Annotated in this window: 11 protein-coding genes and 1 pseudogene; 5 read left to right on the plus strand and 7 right to left on the minus strand. The window is 73.3% G+C overall.

Annotated elements, in window-relative coordinates; translation table 11 throughout:
- Positions 1 to 163 precede the first annotated feature (163 nt).
- Positions 164 to 2,338 carry an ABC transporter family substrate-binding protein gene (locus AB0F03_RS10415; RefSeq protein ID WP_361988573.1) on the minus strand — a complete coding sequence of 725 codons (2,175 nt, stop codon included), beginning with the start codon at positions 2,336 to 2,338 and terminating at the stop codon, positions 164 to 166.
- Between the two features lie 314 nt (positions 2,339 to 2,652).
- Between AB0F03_RS10415 and AB0F03_RS10420 the strand changes: the two genes are divergently transcribed.
- From AB0F03_RS10420 to AB0F03_RS10435, 4 genes are read left to right on the plus strand one after another with little or no spacing between them, the layout of a single operon-like run.
- Positions 2,653 to 2,943, plus strand: coding sequence for a hypothetical protein (locus AB0F03_RS10420; RefSeq protein ID WP_361988576.1), 291 nt, complete (start codon positions 2,653 to 2,655; stop codon positions 2,941 to 2,943).
- A gap of 28 nt (positions 2,944 to 2,971) precedes the next feature.
- Positions 2,972 to 3,799, plus strand: a complete 828-nt coding sequence (locus AB0F03_RS10425) for a hypothetical protein (protein WP_361988578.1) — start codon at positions 2,972 to 2,974, stop codon at positions 3,797 to 3,799.
- Between the two features lie 25 nt (positions 3,800 to 3,824).
- Complete coding sequence (locus AB0F03_RS10430; protein WP_361988581.1) at positions 3,825 to 5,756, plus strand: fumarate reductase/succinate dehydrogenase flavoprotein subunit; 1,932 nt, start codon at positions 3,825 to 3,827, stop codon at positions 5,754 to 5,756.
- Positions 5,753 to 6,523 (plus strand): succinate dehydrogenase/fumarate reductase iron-sulfur subunit, encoded by a 771-nt coding sequence (locus tag AB0F03_RS10435; RefSeq protein WP_361988584.1) that lies wholly within the window; start codon positions 5,753 to 5,755, stop codon positions 6,521 to 6,523. The genes AB0F03_RS10430 and AB0F03_RS10435 overlap by 4 nt, the downstream gene beginning before the upstream one ends.
- Positions 6,524 to 6,550: 27 nt before the next feature.
- Here AB0F03_RS10435 and AB0F03_RS10440 read toward each other — a convergent pair whose 3' ends face one another.
- Positions 6,551 to 7,864, minus strand: coding sequence for a hypothetical protein (locus AB0F03_RS10440; RefSeq protein WP_361988587.1), 1,314 nt, complete (start codon positions 7,862 to 7,864; stop codon positions 6,551 to 6,553).
- A gap of 80 nt (positions 7,865 to 7,944) precedes the next feature.
- On the opposite strand from AB0F03_RS10440, the gene AB0F03_RS10445 reads away from it, so the two are divergent.
- The gene (locus AB0F03_RS10445) at positions 7,945 to 9,573 is read left to right on the plus strand and encodes a hypothetical protein (protein ID WP_361988590.1); all 1,629 of its coding nucleotides are present in this window, start codon (positions 7,945 to 7,947) and stop codon (positions 9,571 to 9,573) included.
- Between the two features lie 511 nt (positions 9,574 to 10,084).
- Here AB0F03_RS10445 and AB0F03_RS10450 read toward each other — a convergent pair.
- The 5 genes and pseudogenes from AB0F03_RS10450 to AB0F03_RS10470 all read right to left on the minus strand — a co-directional run bounded on the left by AB0F03_RS10450 (position 10,085) and on the right by AB0F03_RS10470 (position 16,003).
- Positions 10,085 to 12,673: a SpoIIE family protein phosphatase gene (locus tag AB0F03_RS10450; protein ID WP_361988593.1), complete on the minus strand. Its 2,589-nt coding sequence runs from the start codon at positions 12,671 to 12,673 to the stop codon at positions 10,085 to 10,087.
- 267 nt (positions 12,674 to 12,940) lie between these two features.
- Entirely contained in the window at positions 12,941 to 13,348 is a 408-nt protein-coding gene (locus AB0F03_RS10455) for an ATP-binding protein (protein WP_361989115.1), read from the minus strand.
- A gap of 823 nt (positions 13,349 to 14,171) precedes the next feature.
- Positions 14,172 to 14,567: pseudogene (locus tag AB0F03_RS10460) on the minus strand ((deoxy)nucleoside triphosphate pyrophosphohydrolase); the annotation flags it as partial.
- 30 nt (positions 14,568 to 14,597) lie between these two features.
- Positions 14,598 to 14,789, minus strand: coding sequence for an SPOR domain-containing protein (locus AB0F03_RS10465; RefSeq protein ID WP_356818250.1), 192 nt, complete (start codon positions 14,787 to 14,789; stop codon positions 14,598 to 14,600).
- Positions 14,790 to 15,250: 461 nt separating this feature from the next.
- Positions 15,251 to 16,003 (minus strand): GntR family transcriptional regulator, encoded by a 753-nt coding sequence (locus AB0F03_RS10470; RefSeq protein WP_361988596.1) that lies wholly within the window; start codon positions 16,001 to 16,003, stop codon positions 15,251 to 15,253.
- Positions 16,004 to 16,266 lie beyond the last annotated feature (263 nt).

Consider the following 16,266-nt stretch of genomic DNA (forward strand, 5'->3'; position numbering starts at 1 on the left):
GCCCTGCTCTGACGTCCGTGTGACGCGGGCCTGCCGGGCTTGACACGCCACGGCCTCACCCCATGGTACGTGTCCTTCGCGGCGGGGGCGCGCCGGGCCGACGTAAGGGGCGCAGGACGGCGTCGCCCCCCTCACGTCCGCGGGCCGTCACCCGCCTCCGCCGTCACTTGTCCGGGCTGCCGCTCGCGGGGCTCGGGGAGACCTTCACGCCCTTCTTCAGGAAGCCCATGTCCTCGTACACCGGCGTCTGGAATCCGAACGCGCCCGCGTTGACGAGGTTCTTGCGCACCCCCACCAGTTGCGGCCGCTGGTAGAGCGGGATCGAGCCGGCGGCCGCCCAGATGCGGGCGTCGGCCTTCCTGATCAGGTCCCGCTCCTCGTCCTCGTCCAGGGTGGTCGCGGCCCGGTCGAAGAGCTGGTCGACCTGGTCGGTGCCCACCCGGGTGAAGTTCTGCTCGACGTTCACCGAGCCGTCGGCCGCCGGGACCGGTTTGGCGTAGACCGGCCGGGCGTCGGTGGCGGGGAAGGCCGAGGACGGCCAGGAGTACAGGGCGAGGTCGTAGTCGCCGGAGGCGATGTGGTCCTTGAAGTAGCTCTGGTCCGACACCTTGGTGATCGTCGTGCGGATGCCGACCCGCTCCAGCATCGCGGAGATCCGCGCGGCGACCGAGCCGAGGGTGTCCGAGCCGGGCCCGGAGGGCAGCACGAAGCGGAGCGCGAGCGCCTTGCCGTCCTTGGCGAGCGGTCCGGCCGGCGCGGCGGCCGGGGCGGCCGTGCCCCGGGGGGCGTACGCGCCGGGCGCGCCGCCGTGCCTGCTCTCCCGCGCGAGGTCCTTGTCGCCGTGCTCGCGCTTGTCGTCGCCGGACGCGCGCCGCTGCTCCTTGTTGTCGTCGTTGTCGTCCTCGCCGACGATGTACTGGCCGTCCTGGCCGCCGCCCGAGACGTCCTGGGAGGGCTTCTGGGGACCGGCCGCCTTCTCGGTCTTCTTCTCCGCCTTGACCGGGCCGCCGGCCACCCACCCGGCGTCGGCGAGCAGCGCCTGCGCCTCCTTGGTGTCCTGGTCGCCGATCGCGCCGCTGCTGTCGGCATAGGCGGCCTGCCCGGACAGGGCAAGGTGACTGCCGACCGGTACGGCGGGCAGGCCCAGCGGGGTGAGGACCAGCCGGGCCAGTTCGGCCCGGTCCAGGGCGCGGGCGACGGCCCGGCGGACCCGTTCGTCGGCGAGGGGGCCCGAGGAGCCGTTGAGGGCGAGCTGGGTGTAGGCGGGTTCCAGGGACTTGCGGAGGTCGAAGTCGCGCAGTTCCTGCTGCTGCTCCAGGTACCGCTTGATGACCTTGCTCAGCTTCTTCCGCCCCCTGGGCACCTTGTCGGAGTCGAAGCCGTGCGCGAGCGCCCAGGCGCGCAGCTTCTTCACGGACGTCTTCCCGGAGCCCTGGAGCGGGGTGCCGGTGCCCTTCTGCCGGTTGGCGAGGCCGATCCGCTGGGCATCGCCGGAGTCGACCTCGGCGAGGTCGACGCTGCCGTCGGCGAGCGCGGCGGCCCGCTTGTCGCGGGACACGGCGTGCAGCACGATCTGGTTCAGCTTGGCCGGCTTGCCCCACCAGCGCGGGTTGCGGGCGAGGACGACGTCCTTCTCGGCGGTGTCGACCTTCTCCACCCGGAAGGGCCCGGCGGTGACCTTCAGCTTGCGGCGGGCGCCGTCGTTGAAGGCGTCGGGGGTGCCCATGACGTCCTTCGGGTACAGCGGGGAGAACAGCGACTTCCAGTCGGCGTAGGGGCGGGAGAAGGTGACCCGGACCTGGAGGTCGTTGGCGCCGCGCTCGATCTTGGCGATGCGGTCGTAGCCGGCGTTGCGGGCGGTCCAGTAGGCGCTGTCCTTGCCGGACAGGGCGCGCCACTGGGCGGCGAAGTCGGCCGCGCCGATCTCCCGGCCGTCGCTCCAGACGGCCTGCTGGTTCAGCTTGTACAGCACGACCTGGCGCGGCTCGGTCTCGATGACCTTGGCCGACTCCAGATAGGCCGGATCGGCCACCGGGCGGCCGTTCGCGTCGAACCGGAACATCGCGGGCAGCACGGCCTGGGCGATGCGGGTGGTGCCGGCGTCGGCGTCGGCCTGGAAGGTGTTCAGGGTCTCCGGGACGGCGTCCACGGCCCATTTCAGGGTGCCCCCGTCGGCGACCTGGGCGCGGGCGACGGGGACGATGTCCTGCCCGGCGAGGGGACCGGCGGGTTCGTCGTCGGAGCCGCAGCCGGCCAGGAGCGGCACCGCGAGCGCGCCCGCGGTGAGGAAGGCGACCGAGCGCTTGACCGCGCGCGGGCCGACGCCGTGGTGGGACATCTCTGCTACCTCCGGGAAGCCGCGGGGCTTATGCTCACTTTTGTAGCGTTATGGAGCTGATCACTTTCGGCGGTATATGGAGCTGATCAGATCTATGCGGCCACTGAAGAGGAAAGGTTCCGGCCACAGCAGGCGACACGGCGACGACGGGCGGTAACCCCACCCGTGCGGCGCAACACCCCCGGAGATGCATCCGTGCGCCTCCGTCAATCGCTGCACACGCCTTCCCACCGGCACGTGTGACGCGCGAGACTCCAAGGCGCATGAACGTTGCCGCCCAGGGCCCACGGGCCCGTCACAGCGAGGGGCAAGTCATGACCGTGCACGACGACATCACCTCGGCCCAGCGCTCCCTCGACGACCTGCTCCGGTCGCTGGGACGCCTGGAGCACCACCTCGACCGCGGGAGCCTCGAGATGCGCCGGGTCCGGCTGGACGCCGATCATCTACGGGAGAGCCTGGCACTGCTGCGGGCGGCGGCCGCGGCCCCGGACGCGGCCCGCAGGCCGGACCTCGTGACCATCTCCGACACGCCCTACGACATCAGCCTGTGGACGGACTCGGACGACGAGGGCCTGGGCGCCCGCGACCGCCGCGCCCCCTGAGAAACCCCTACCGAACCGGAGTCCTGACTTGGCCACTGGTACGGAACCCCGACCGGACGAAGACAGCGGCGGCGTGCGGGCCCGTCCGCGCGCCGCGATCGCCGCCCCGCACCTGCGGACCGACCGCTGGTGGCTGGCGCCCGCCGTCACCGCGGCCGGCCTGTTCGCCTTCGTCGTCTACTCCACCTGGCGGGCCTTCTCCAACGCCCACTACTACGCGGCGCCCTACGTCTCACCGTTCTACTCGCCGTGTCTGGCGGAGAACTGCCGGACCATGCGCGCCGGGCCGAACGCCGGCCTCCTCGGCGGCTGGTGGGGCCTCTCCCCCGCGCTGATCATCCTGATCTTCCCGCTCGGCTTCCGCCTGACCTGCTACTACTACCGCAAGGCGTACTACCGCGCGTTCTGGGCGTCCCCGCCCGCCTGCGCGGTGGCCGAGCCGCACCGCAGGTACACCGGCGAGACCCGCTTCCCGCTGGTCCTCCAGAACATCCACCGGTACTTCTTCTACGCCGCCCTGCTGGTCGCCGGGGTACTGACCTACGACACCGCGCTGGCCTTCCGCGACACGCACTACCGCTGGGGCCACATGGGCCTGGGCACCCTGGTCTTCCTGGCCAACATCGCGCTCATCTGGGCCTACACCCTTTCCTGCCACTCGTGCCGGCACATCGTCGGCGGCAAGCTCAAGCACTTCTCCCGGCACCCCGCGCGCTACCGGGCGTGGCAGTTCGTCGGGCGGCTCAATGCCCGCCACATGCAGCTGGCCTGGGCGTCACTGCTGAGCGTGGCGCTCGCCGACTTCTACGTCTATCTCGTCGCGTCCGGCGTCTTCGACGACCCGCGCTTCTTCTAGAGACTCCAGTGAGGGAACTGAACTGATGTCCGTGGTGGACCGGCAGGAGTGGGACGTCGTCGTGGTCGGTGCCGGCGGCGCCGGGCTGCGGGCCGCGATCGAGGCACGCGAGCGGGGCGCCCGTACGGCCGTGATCTGCAAATCCCTGTTCGGCAAGGCGCACACGGTGATGGCCGAGGGCGGTATCGCGGCGGCGATGGCCAACGCCAACGAGCACGACACCTGGCAGGTCCACTTCCGCGACACCATGCGCGGCGGCAAGTTCCTCAACCAGTGGCGGATGGCCGAGCTGCACGCGCAGGAGGCCCCGGACCGGGTGTGGGAGCTGGAGACCTGGGGCGCGCTGTTCGACCGGACGAAGGACGGCCGCATCTCGCAGCGCAACTTCGGCGGGCACGAGTACCCGCGGCTGGCGCACGTCGGCGACCGCACCGGCCTGGAGCTGATCCGCACCCTCCAGCAGAAGACCGTCGCGCTGCAACAGGAGGACTTCGCGGCGACCGGGGACCACGAGTCCCGGCTGAAGGTCTTCCAGGAGTGCACGGTCACCCGGATCCTCAAGGACGGCGACCGGGTCTCGGGGGTCTTCGCGTACGAGCGGGAGACCGGCCGCTTCCTCGTCCTGCGGGCGCCCGCCGTGGTCCTCGCGACCGGCGGCATCGGCAAGTCGTTCAAAGTCACGTCGAACTCCTGGGAGTACACCGGCGACGGCCACGCGCTGGCGCTCCTGGCGGGCGCTCCGCTGCTCAACATGGAGTTCGTGCAGTTCCACCCGACGGGCATGGTCTGGCCGCCGTCGGTGAAGGGCATCCTCGTCACCGAGTCCGTGCGCGGGGACGGCGGGGTGCTCAGGAACTCCGACGGCAGACGGTTCATGTTCGACTACGTCCCGGACGTCTTCAAGGACAAGTACGCCGAGGCGGAGGACGAGGCCGACCGGTGGTACGAGAACCCGGACGACAACCGCCGGCCCCCCGAACTGCTCCCCCGCGACGAGGTGGCCCGGGCGATCAACGCCGAGGTGAAGGCGGGCCGGGGCTCCCCGCACGGCGGGGTGTTCCTGGACGTGTCGACCCGGATGCCCGCCGAGGTGATCCGGCGCCGGCTGCCGTCGATGTACCACCAGTTCAAGGAGCTGGCCGACGTCGACATCACGGCCGAGGCCATGGAGGTCGGGCCGACCTGCCACTACGTGATGGGCGGCATCGCCGTCGACTCCGACACGGCGGCGGCCCGCGGGGTGCCGGGGCTGTACGCGGCCGGTGAGGTGGCCGGCGGCATGCACGGCTCCAACCGGCTCGGCGGCAACTCCCTCTCCGACCTGCTGGTGTTCGGCCGCCGGGCGGGCCGGCACGCGGCGCAGTACGCGCAGGGGCTGGCCCACCGGCGTCCGCCCGTGGACGACGCCCAGGTCGACACGGCCGCGGCGGAGGCCCTGCGCCCCTTCTCCGCGGAGGCCCAGGGCGGCACGGACGCGCCGGAGAACCCGTACGCCCTGCACCAGGAACTCCAGCAGACCATGAACGACCTGGTCGGCATCATCCGCCGCGAGGGCGAGATGGAACAGGCCCTCCACCGGCTGGCCGAGCTGCGGGCCCGGGCCCGGCGGGCCGGCGTCGAGGGCCACCGCCAGTTCAACCCCGGCTGGCACCTCGCCCTGGACCTCAGGAACATGCTGCTGGTCAGCGAGTGCGTGGCCCGGTCCGCGCTGGAACGCACCGAGTCGCGCGGCGGGCACACCCGCGAGGACCACCCGGCGATGGACCGCGCCTGGCGCAACGTGAACCTGCTGTGCGCCCTCGCCGACCCCACCGGCGGTCTCGCGGCGGCCGACCCCACCCGGGGCCAGATCAGGCTGACCCGCGAGACAACCGACCCCATCCGCCCGGACCTGCTCGCCCTCTTCGAGAAGGAGGAGCTGGTCAAGTACCTCGCCGAGGAGGAGCTGTACGAGTGAGCAGCTACGAGGCCCGCTTCAGGGTGTGGCGGGGCGACGAACAGGGCGGCGGCCTGACGGACTACACGGTCGAGGTGAACGACGGCGAGGTGGTCCTGGACATCGTCCACCGGCTCCAGGCCACCCAGGCACCCGACCTGGCCGTGCGCTGGAACTGCAAGGCGGGCAAGTGCGGTTCGTGCTCGGCGGAGATCAACGGCCGGCCGCGGCTGCTGTGCATGACCCGCATGTCGGTCTTCGACCGCTCGGAGACGATCACGGTGACCCCCCTCCGCGCGTTCCCGGTGATCCGGGACCTGGTGACCGACGTCGGCTTCAACTACCAGAAGGCCTGGGAGGTTCCCGCCTTCGTGCCGCCCGCCGGGGTGGGACCCGGCGAGTACCGCATGATGCAGGAGGACGTGGACCGCTCGCAGGAGTTCCGCAAGTGCATCGAGTGCTTCCTCTGCCAGAACACCTGCCACGTCGTGCGCGACCACGAGGAGAACAAGACGGCGTTCGCCGGCCCGCGCTTCCTGATGCGCGTCGCCGAACTCGACATGCATCCCCTGGACGCGGCGGCCGGGACCGGCCTGGACCGCGCGCGCACGGCCCAGGACGACCACGGCCTCGGCTACTGCAACATCACCAAGTGCTGCACGGAGGTCTGCCCCGAGGGCATCCGGATCACGGACAACGCCCTGATCCCGCTGAAGGAACGGGCGGCCGACCGCAAGTACGACCCGCTGGTGTGGCTGGGCTCGAAGATCCGGAGGCGGTCCCCCTAGGCCGTGAGCGACCCCCCGACCCCCGGATCAGCCGGCCCAGCCCTCCTGGTAGGCCCGCCAGTCCGCCTCCGTCGCCGCGAAGTCGACGTACAGGGCGACGCCGAAACGGGCCCGGCCGGCGTCGGTGCGGGACAGTCCGAGCCGGACGCCCCGTACGGCGGCCGGGACCGTCTCCGCGCGGGCCCGGTGGCCGAAACGGTTCTCGTGGAAGAAGGGCAGACCCATCAGGAGATCGGTGGTCTTCGGGGTGACCTCCAGGGCGAGAGCGGTCTGCTGGGCCACATAGCCGCCGTACAGGCTCGCCAGCGGCTGCATGGTGTCGTACGACATCACGGCGATCTGGTCCACCCGGCGTGCCACCTGCCCGAAGTACGACTGCGACCACCACTTGGGGTGGCCGGTCGTCGCACCCCAGAAGGAGTGGAAGGCGGGCAGCGGGTCGATCTGGTGGGCGGCGACGGAGAGCAGCGCGTGCCGGGAGCGGGTGAGGGCCCGCAGGTCGTCGAGGAGGCGCAGATAGTCACGGTCGCCCGAGTGGAGGGGCTCCAGGTCGAAGTGGGCGCCCTCGAAACCGGCGTCGAGGATCCGGCGGGTGGAGGCGGCGATCGCGGCCCGCGTCGCCGGCCGCTCCAGCCGCAGCCCGTCCGGGCTCTCGCTGGCCAGCGTGTCGCCGAGCCAGGCCTGGACCCGGACGCCGGGCAGCTCCCGGTGCAGGGCCCCGATCAGCCACCGGGCCTTCCGGTAGGCGGACGATGGCAGGGTGCCGTCGTGCTCCAGCGGTCCCGAGTGCACGTACAGATCCCGGATTCCGCTGCTCCGCAGCCGTGCGGCCAGCGCCGTGACCTCCTTCCCGCTCTTCCGCCCGTCCACCCAGGCGTGCCCCAGCCACAGCGCGTCGTGGTGCCGGGTGCGGGTGCCGGGGGCCGGGTCGCCGGTGTAGTCGAGCCGCAGGGCGGTCTCGGCGGTGAGGACCGGGAGCAGGAGGAGGACGAGGGCGGCGGAGACACAGCGGACCGTCCGGCGCCGCCACGAACGGGACGGGCTCCGCGGGGCCGCCGGGGGGTGCGCGGGGTCGGGGGTGACAGGGTTTTCGGGGGTGGCGGGGGTTTCCGGGGTCTCCGGGGTGTCGGGAAGCTGGGGCGCGTCTGGGGTCTCGGGGGCCTCAGAGGGGTCGGGGATTCCGGGGGCGTCTGGCGTTCCGGTTTCGTCGGCCTGGGGTTCGTCCGCCTGGCGTGGGCCGGCCTGAGGGGCCGCGTCCTGGACCGCGTCGGCCCGGGAGTCCCCGTCCGTGGCCTGATCACGCCGGTCCTCGCCACCGTGACGGTCCCGGTGCTCGTCCATCGCGTCCCCCTGTCCGCCTCGTCCCCCACCCGCCCCCGTCCCGGTCGCGGAGCCGCCGACCTGCCCATACGCTCCGAAAGGTGACGTCCTCCCTGATGCGGGGCCGACCCCGGCGTGCCACGGCGCGCACCAGGGTGCGGGTGGCGCATGCGGTACTGGGCGGCCTGGCCGGGGCCGGGTGGCTGATGTTGCCGGTGATGACGATGACGGCGCACGATCCGGTTCCCGCGGCCGCAGCCGCGGCCGGCCCGGTGGCCGGTGCCGCCGAGCGTCAGGACGAGACGTCCTCGGCCGACCTCGTGCTGCCGCTCGTCGCCGGTGCCACGGCCGTGTCCCTGGCCGGCTACGGCTACCTGCGCCGCACCCGGCGCGCCCGCACCCGGACGACCCCGGGGACGGTCTCCGCGCAACCGCCGGCGCCCACCCGGGCCGACTCCGAACGGCAGGCCCGGGCGGCACTGCTGCTGGCCGACGAGTGCGTGCGGACCAGCCGGGAGGAACTGTCCTTCGTGCGGGACCTGTTCGGGCAGGAACGGACGGAACCGTTCACGCGGGCGCTGCGGGCCGCCGAGACCGAACTGTCGGCGGCGTTCGCGATCTGGCGGCGGTACGAGGAGGGCGTCCCGGAGGACGCGGGCTCCCGGCGGCAGGCCCTGGTGGGCGTGATCGGCCGCTGCGCGGAGGCCGGCCGCCGCCTGGACGCGGAGGCGGGGGCGCTGGACGGGCTGCGCGGACTCGGCGGGCCGGGGGCGGCCCCCCGGCCGGTGGTGCGGGGGACGGAGGCGGACGGGCCGGGAGCCGGCGGGCGCAGCGGCGCGAGCGCGGCGCTGGAGGTGGCCGAGGGACGGTTCCGGGAGGCCGCGGCCCGGACGGTGACCGCGCAGGAGACCCTGGCCGCGCTCCGGGAGCGCTACGCGTCCACCGCCTCGGCACCCGTCGCCGGGTACGTCGAACAGGCCAAGGACCGGCTGGTGTTCGCCACGGCCCGGCTCAACGAGGCCCGCCAGGCCGCCGACATGGACGACGGGGAACGGACCGCCCGGCACCTGCGTGCCGGGGAAGGCGCGGTGGCTCAGGCGGAGACCCTGGTGGGCGCGGTGGAGCGGCTCGCGGCGCACCTGCGGGAGGCGGCCGGACTGGTGCCGGCGGCGCTGACCGGCGCGGAGGCGGAGCTGGCGGCGGTCCGGGGCGGTGAGCGGGCCTCGCCGCCCCCGGACGAGCCGCGTGCCCGCCTCGCCCACGCGGACGGCGTGCTGGCGGCGGTCCGCGAGGAGCTGACCGGCGGACCGTACGACCCGCTGGACGCGCTGCGCCGGATCGGCCGGACGGTGGAGCGGCTGGGCGGAGCGCGGTCCGGTGTGCTGGGCGTCGCGACGCTGCTCGTGGCGCGGTGTTCCGTCGCCGGGGCGGAGGAATTCGTGGCGGCGCACCGGGGAGCGGTGGGCACGCCGGCCCGGGCCCGGCTGGCGGAGGCGGTGCGGGAGCTGGGCGCGGGCCGCGCCTCCCGGGCCGACTCGGTGGCCCGGGAGGCACGGGAGCTGGGCGAGCGGGATGTCCGGGCGTACGGCAGCCCGTACGCCGGTGCCGAAGGGGAGGCGGCCGGTCTCGCCGGTGCCGTGCTGGGCGGCGTCCTCCTGGCCGAGGACCCGGACGGCGGACCCCCGGCGGCCTACGGCGGCCCCCTCACCCGCTCCCGCCACCACCTGTGACCCACCCGGTGCAGCGCCGGTCCCGGCCCCGGCCCCCTTCCCGGTCCGCCGGGTCAGACCCACCGAAGCCCGACAGCGGGTTCGCCAACGCCGGCCGACGCAACCCGTCCAAGCCTTCGGCGGGTTCACTGCACGACCGGCGGAACCCGCCCAGGCCTCTCGCGCGTTCACTGCACGACCGGTGGAACACGGCCAGGAACCCAGCACGTTCACTGCACGGTCGGCGGAACCCGCCGAGAGCTCCCGCGCGTTCACTGCACGGCCGGCTGGCCGCCGAGCCCTCCCGCGGGTGCGTTCCACAGTCGGCGGAATGCTTGCGAGGCCCCCTGCCACCGGCGCAGCCGGCCCCGGCCCCACCGGGCCGCGCACCCGATACCCCCTGACGGGCCCCGACCGCCGGCGAGAAGGCCGCTCCGTCGCCTCGGGACCGTCCCCGGCCGTCCGGCAGAGCCCCGGTGAAGTCCGGGTCCGAGTGGGTCGGTGCCGGATCGGCAGGCCGGCCGGGGTGTCGTCAGAAGAGGCTCAGCAGCGCCTCCGCCGGGTCCGTGAGGGTTCCCTCGCCGCCCGGCAGGGGCAGCTCGAACCACACCGTCTTGCCGCGTGGCGTCCGGCGGGAGCCCCAGGCCGCGCTGAGCAGCCCGACGAGTTGCAGTCCCCGTCCGCCCTCGTCGGTGTCCCGGGCCCGCCGTCTGCGTGGCTGGACCAGCCCGGAGTCCCAGACCTCGCAGACCAGCGTGCGGTCCAGCAGGAGCCGCAGCCTGATGTCCCCCTCGCCGTACCGCAGCGCGTTCGTCACCAGCTCGCTCACCAGGAGTTCCGTCGTGTCGATCAGCGGCTCCAGGCCCCAGTCGGCGAGCTGCCCGCGGGCGTACTCCCGGGCCCGTCCGACGCTGCGCGGCTCGCGGGGCAGCGTCCAGTCGCCGACGGACTCCTCGGGCAGCCCCTGCACCCGGGCCATCAGCAGCGCGATGTCGTCCTCGCCGTGGTGGGTGTCGAGCGTGTTGAGGACGTGGTCGCAGACGTCCTCCAGAGGGCGGGAGGGGTCGGTGAGCGCGCCGACGAAGGCCTGGAGGCCCTCGTCCAGGGGGTGGTGGCGGGACTCGACGAGGCCGTCGGTGTACAGCGCGAGGAGCGCCCCCTCGGGAAGTTCGACCTCGACCTCCTCGAAGGGCTCGCCGCCCACACCGAGCGGCATCCCCGGCGGCACGTCCAGCATCAGGGCCGTCTCGCCGGGCTCGACCAGGACCGGCGGCAGGTGGCCGGCGTTGGCGAACGTGCAGCGCCGGGTCACGGAGTCGTACACGGCGTACACGCAGGTCGCGAGGTACACCTCGGAGAGGTCGGCGTCCCGGGGCTGACGGGCGGTGCGGGTGGCCTGCTGGACCCCGCCCGGCGTGCCGAGCCCCCGCGCGATCTCGTCCAACGCCGAGAGGACCTCGGCCGGTTCCAGGTCCAGCAGGGCCAGAGTGCGTACGGCCGTACGGAGTTCGCCCATCGCCACGGCCGCGCGCAGCCCCCGCCCCATCACGTCCCCGACGACCAGTGCCGTGCGGTGACCGGGCAGTTCTATGACGTCGAACCAGTCGCCGCCCACCTCGGTGGCCGCGTTGCCGGGCAGATAGCGGCAGGCGATGTCCAGGCCGGACGCCTCGGGGTCGCCGGGCGGGAGCAGGGACCGTTGCAGTATCAACGCCCGTTCGTGCTCCCGCCGGTACAGGCGCGCGTTATCGATGCAGACCGCGGCCCGTGCGGCCAGTTCCACCGCCAGGTCCCGGTCCCGGTCGCCGAACGGCTCGCTGCCCTTGGTCCGGGCGAACTGGGCGATGCCGACGACCGTGTCGTGGGCGACCATCGGCACGGCCAGCGTGGACTGCACGAGTCCGCCCTCCTCCGCGGGCACGCGCTGCGGGCGGGCGGTGCGCAGGGCGTCCGCGCAGGGCGAGCTGAAGGGGAAGTGGTGGACCGCGCCGACCTCGACGGGTTGCCCCGAGCTGGTGAAGGGGGCACCGGCGACGGCACTGGCGAAGGCGACGCGCCGCAGTTCGGCGCTGCCGTCGGCGAGGCCGGGCGGGGCCTCGTCCCCGGTCAGCAGACCCTGGTAGAGGTCGACGGTGGCGAGGTCGCAGAAGCCGGGGACGACGACGTCGAGGAGTTCACGGGCCGTCGTCTCCAGGTCGAGGGAGTTGCCTATGCGCGCGCCGGCGTCGTTGAGCAGGGCGAGATTGCGCCGGGCGGCGGCGGCCTCACGGGCGGCCTCACGGCGGGCGGTGATGTCGGTGCCGAGCCAGGCGACGCCGATGGGCCGGCCGCTGCCGCTCTGCACGCGGTAGAGGTTGATGGCCCAGTGCCGGCGTTCCTCGGAGCCCGGGACGAACCCGGAGACGTGCATGTCGGTGATCGACTCGCCGGTCTCCAGGACCCGCCGCAGGGTGGCCGAGACCCGCTCGGCCTCGGCGCGCGGCAGATAGTCGTGAACTCCCCTGCCCCGGTGGTCGTCCGGGGTTCCGCCGAAGATGGAGGCGAAACGGTGGTTGGCCCGACGGACCCTCAGGTCGTCGTCGATCAGCAGGAAACCGAACGGGGACTGGCCGAATATCGCCTGCGAGGCGGCGAGGTCGGTCTCGATGCTGCGGAGCGTGCGGACGTCCACGACGATACAGACGGCGGCCTTGTCGCCCTCGGCGGTGCGGGTGGGCATGACGTAGACCTCGGCCAGCCCCTCCTCGCCGCGCGTCCCGTCCGGCAGGTCCGGCATCCGGAAGGGAACCACTCCGGTCCACTCGCGCCCGTCGAGGATTTCGGCCATCTTCCGCTGGCCGCGGTCGCGCAGGTCGGGGTCGATGAACGCCTCGATGGGGTCCATGCCGACGGCGCGTGCGGCGGGGATACCGAAGAGCTGCTCGGCGCGCAGGCTCCACTGTTCGACCAGCCCGCCGGCACTGATGGAGAAGGACGCGACCTTGATGTAGTCGTAGATCGAACCGGGCGGACTGCTCTGCCACATGGCGTCGCCGGGTGCCGCGGCCGCCTCCGCGGCCTGGTTCCTCGCGCCGTCCGACGGGTCCTCGGACTCCGTGGCCTTCGCTGGTATCTCGCTCACGCGAACCGTCCCCTCCAGCTCACCGCACCCGGCACCGGTCACCGGGGGCGGCTGCCCGCAGTATCCAGCACTACGGCGCCGCACGACACGGTGTTCACGATCACAGCACGGTCCAGGTGTTTTTCGGACCGGTCCGTGACAACACTCCCACTCTTCTAACCAGGGAACACGCCGCCGAATCACCCACTCGGGACCGGGCGCGTGCCCGGCGCGCACCTGGACGGCGCACCGGCGGCTGTACACCCCCGTGCGCCCACGGCCGCCGCCTCACCCGGGCACCGCCAGTTCGAACCAGACGGTCTTTCCGCCGGCGCCGGGCCGGGTGCCCCAGCGGCGTGAGGATCCGGCGACGAGTTGCAGGCCGCGCCCGCTCTCGTCCTCCGGCCGCGCGACACGCTCACGCGGCGGGTCGGGAAGCGGGTCGGAGACCTCCACCCGCAGCGTGTCGCCCAGTGCGGCGGGACGGACCAGCCGTACCCCGATGGGGCCGGTGGCATGCCGCAGGGAATTGGTGACCAGCTCACTGACCAGTAGCGCCGCGAGGTCGGCCAGACAGTCGAGGTCCCAGCCGCGCAGCTGGCCCCGGACGGCCGCGCGGGCGTTGCGCACGGCGCCCGGTTCCGCGGGGAAGAACCACTCGGCGCAGTCACCGTCGGTGTCGATCACGCCGATCACTTCCCCGGCCAACAGAGCCCGCCCATGTCCGTTTTCATGGGGTTAATGGGCACATACCCGATATCCGGCGGGCAGTACCGCGCGTGAGGGCGCACTGTGGCACGAACGGCGTATGCGGCGCTCCGCGGGACCGGCGCGAGCGCCGCGTGCCTCGAGAACGGCGACATCCGGGACCCCGCGCGGGCACTCCGCCCCCTGCGGTCCCGGCACAGCCGGACCCACCGGCGGAACCGGCGGGCGACGATGCGGGCCCGTCGACGGCCCTGCGCGCGGTGGAAACGGACCAGTCGACGGACCCGCCCGAGGCGGACCCGTCGACAGACTTGCCCGAGGGCTAGGCGGACCGGTCGACGGACTTGTCCGACGGGGAGACGACCCCATCGACAGACCTACCCGACGGGGAGACGAACCCATCGGCAGACCCGTCGGGCCGGAGGGCGGACCCATCAGCGGACCCGTCGGGCCGGAAGGCGGAGCAGTCCGGTCGGGAGGGGCGGTCCGTGGACCCGGCCGGCGGGGAGGCCGTCCCGTGCGCGGGCTCGGCCGACCAGGAGGCCCCATCCATGGACCCGGCCGGCGGGGAGGCTTGCCCATGGGCGAAGTCCGTCGACCCGGAGGCGGCCCCATCGGCGGGCTCGGGCGGCTGGGAAGTGGCCGCGTCGGCAGGCCCCGCCGGCCCGGAGGTGACCGCACCGGCGGACTCAGCCGACCCGGAGGTGGCCGCGTCCGTGGACTCGGGCGGGCGGAAGGTGGCCGGGTCGACGGGCTCGGCCGGCCCGGAGGTGGCCGCGTCCGTGAACTCGGGCGGGCGGAGTCTTGCGGTCTCCCGGACCGCCGGGACGTCCTGGTCCAGCCACGGGACGTCCCAGAGTTGGGCGGGAGTCAGCCAGCGCAGCTCGTCGTGGTCCTGGAGGGGGCGCGGCCCGGGCGAACCGGGGCGCAGGCGGGCGGTCCACACCCACAGGACGTACGGCGCGCGCAGCGACCACTCCCCCGGCACCCGCCGGACGGGCTCGGCGTCGATGCCGAGTTCCTCGCGCAGTTCGCGCACCAGGGCATCCTCGGGCCGTTCACCCGGCTCCACCTTGCCGCCGGGCAGCTCCCAGCGCCCGGCCAGGTCGGCGGGCGCACTGCGGCGCGCGGCGAGCAGCCGGCCGCCGTCGAACAGGGCGGCTCCCACCACGACGATCCGTTCCGTCCCGGACGGCGTGCGCGTCATGAAGGGGAGCCTACGTCAGCGCGCTGACGGTCAGTTGTGCGCGCCGTCCCCGTTCTGGCCGATGCGCTCGACCCAGTACAGCTGCTTGTGCCCCCGGTCGTCGAAGCTGTCGGCGATCTTCTGCGCTTCCGCGCGGGTCGCGTACCGGCCGACGCGGTAGCGGTTGCCGTTGTCGTCCTGCCGTATCACGATCCAGGGCAGTGAGACCGTGCCCTCACTCATGGCCCCCACCGCCCGCGTTCCTTCCCGCACCGCCCCGCCCTCCCCCACGTTCGGCTGCGCTCTCGGGCCCCCGTCGCGCACCGCCTAAGGAAACCGCAATCCGCATATGCCCGAGCGTACGCCCAACCTTCACGCTGCGCATACGGCTTTTCACAAAGAGGTACGCAACCAGCCAGACCGCCGGGGGCGCACCGGGCCGAACGCGCCGTCGCGAACACGGCGACACCGGGTCGGGGTCGTGCCGGACTCACCCGGGCCACCTGCGAGAACGGCCGGATCGCTGCGGCTCCCGGCCGCCGGTGACGGCCGGCGAGGGCGCGTTTTCCGCCCACCCGGCGCGCCGGAGTGTGCGCTACCTCACGCGGCGGCGCACACGCCATACGCCCGGCGGCCCGTCACGCGGCCCGTCACGCGATCCGTCACCATGACGGCCCACCGCCGGAACGGCCGTACTCCGGCGGTCACTTCACGGGCAGGTGGTACGCGACCCGGTAGCGGTCGGCCGGGATCACCACGTCGGCGGTCTCGACCGGGCGGCCCGAGGCGTAGTACGTGCGCTGGACCACCAGGACGACATGCCCGGGGACACCGCCGAGCAGGTGCAGCTCCTCGGCGAGGCCGGGCCGGGCGCCGACCTCCTCCGTGACGTTGTCCACGATGACGTCGATGGCCCGCATGCGCTCGACCACGCCCATCCCGCCCAGCGGCCCCTCCTCGGGGAGCATCACCGGGGTGCGGCCGGTGACGGCGAGAGGCTCCCAGGAGGTGGAGAGCATCATCGGCTCGCCGGCCTGCCGGAAGAGGTACTTGGTGCGCATGACCCGGTCGCCGGGCTGGATCGCGAGCCGCTCGGCGAGCGCCACGCCGGCCTCGGCCTGTTCGCTGCTGGACTCCCAGGTGCCGCGCACGGCGGCGTCGGCCTGCTCCTGCCGGAAGGCCGTGGCACCGCCGGCCGGACGGAAGCCGGAACGGGCCACCTGCCGGGGCACGGGCCGCTCGCGCACGTACGTCCCCGAACCGGAGCGGCCCTCGACCAGCCCCTCGGCCATCAGCACCTTGCGTGCCTCCAGCGCGACCGTGTCCGAGACGCCGTACTCCTCGCGGATGCGGGCCTGGGAGGGGAGCCGGGTGTGGGGCGGGAGCGAACCGTCGACGATCTTCTTGCGGAGATCACCCGCGACACGCAGGTACGCCGGCTGCTCACCGAAAGTCACTGGCCGCTCCCATCAGGTTGTACAGACAGCAAGAGCCTGGCAACCCTGGGTTCCACCGTGCAAGCAAAGGCCAGAGAATCACTCGATGTGATGACAAACGGCTGGGGAGCGCTTCACCCAGGCACTTCCTCCCCCGAACGGCCGGACTCACACCTGGAGACCGGCCCGCACGGCGATCACCCGGGCCGGCACGACGAGTCCGGAGCCGGTGACGCAGCGCACCCCAAGCCCAGCTGACAATCAGTCAACTATGCTTGGATGAC

This window comes from Streptomyces sp. NPDC028722 (assembly GCF_040637655.1).
In the GTDB taxonomy this organism is placed as follows: Bacteria; Actinomycetota; Actinomycetes; order Streptomycetales; family Streptomycetaceae; genus Streptomyces.

Bases quoted from the DNA above. Each gene is read 5' to 3' on its own strand.
- AB0F03_RS10415 (WP_361988573.1), bottom strand. From the start codon at position 2,338: ATGTCCCACCACGGCGTCGGCCCGCGCGCGGTCAAGCGCTCGGTCGCC.
- AB0F03_RS10430 (WP_361988581.1), top strand. From the start codon at position 3,825: ATGTCCGTGGTGGACCGGCAGGAGTGGGACGTCGTCGTGGTCGGTGCC.
- AB0F03_RS10420 (WP_361988576.1), top strand. From the start codon at position 2,653: ATGACCGTGCACGACGACATCACCTCGGCCCAGCGCTCCCTCGACGAC.
- AB0F03_RS10440 (WP_361988587.1), bottom strand. From the start codon at position 7,864: ATGGACGAGCACCGGGACCGTCACGGTGGCGAGGACCGGCGTGATCAG.
- AB0F03_RS10465 (WP_356818250.1), bottom strand. From the start codon at position 14,789: ATGAGTGAGGGCACGGTCTCACTGCCCTGGATCGTGATACGGCAGGAC.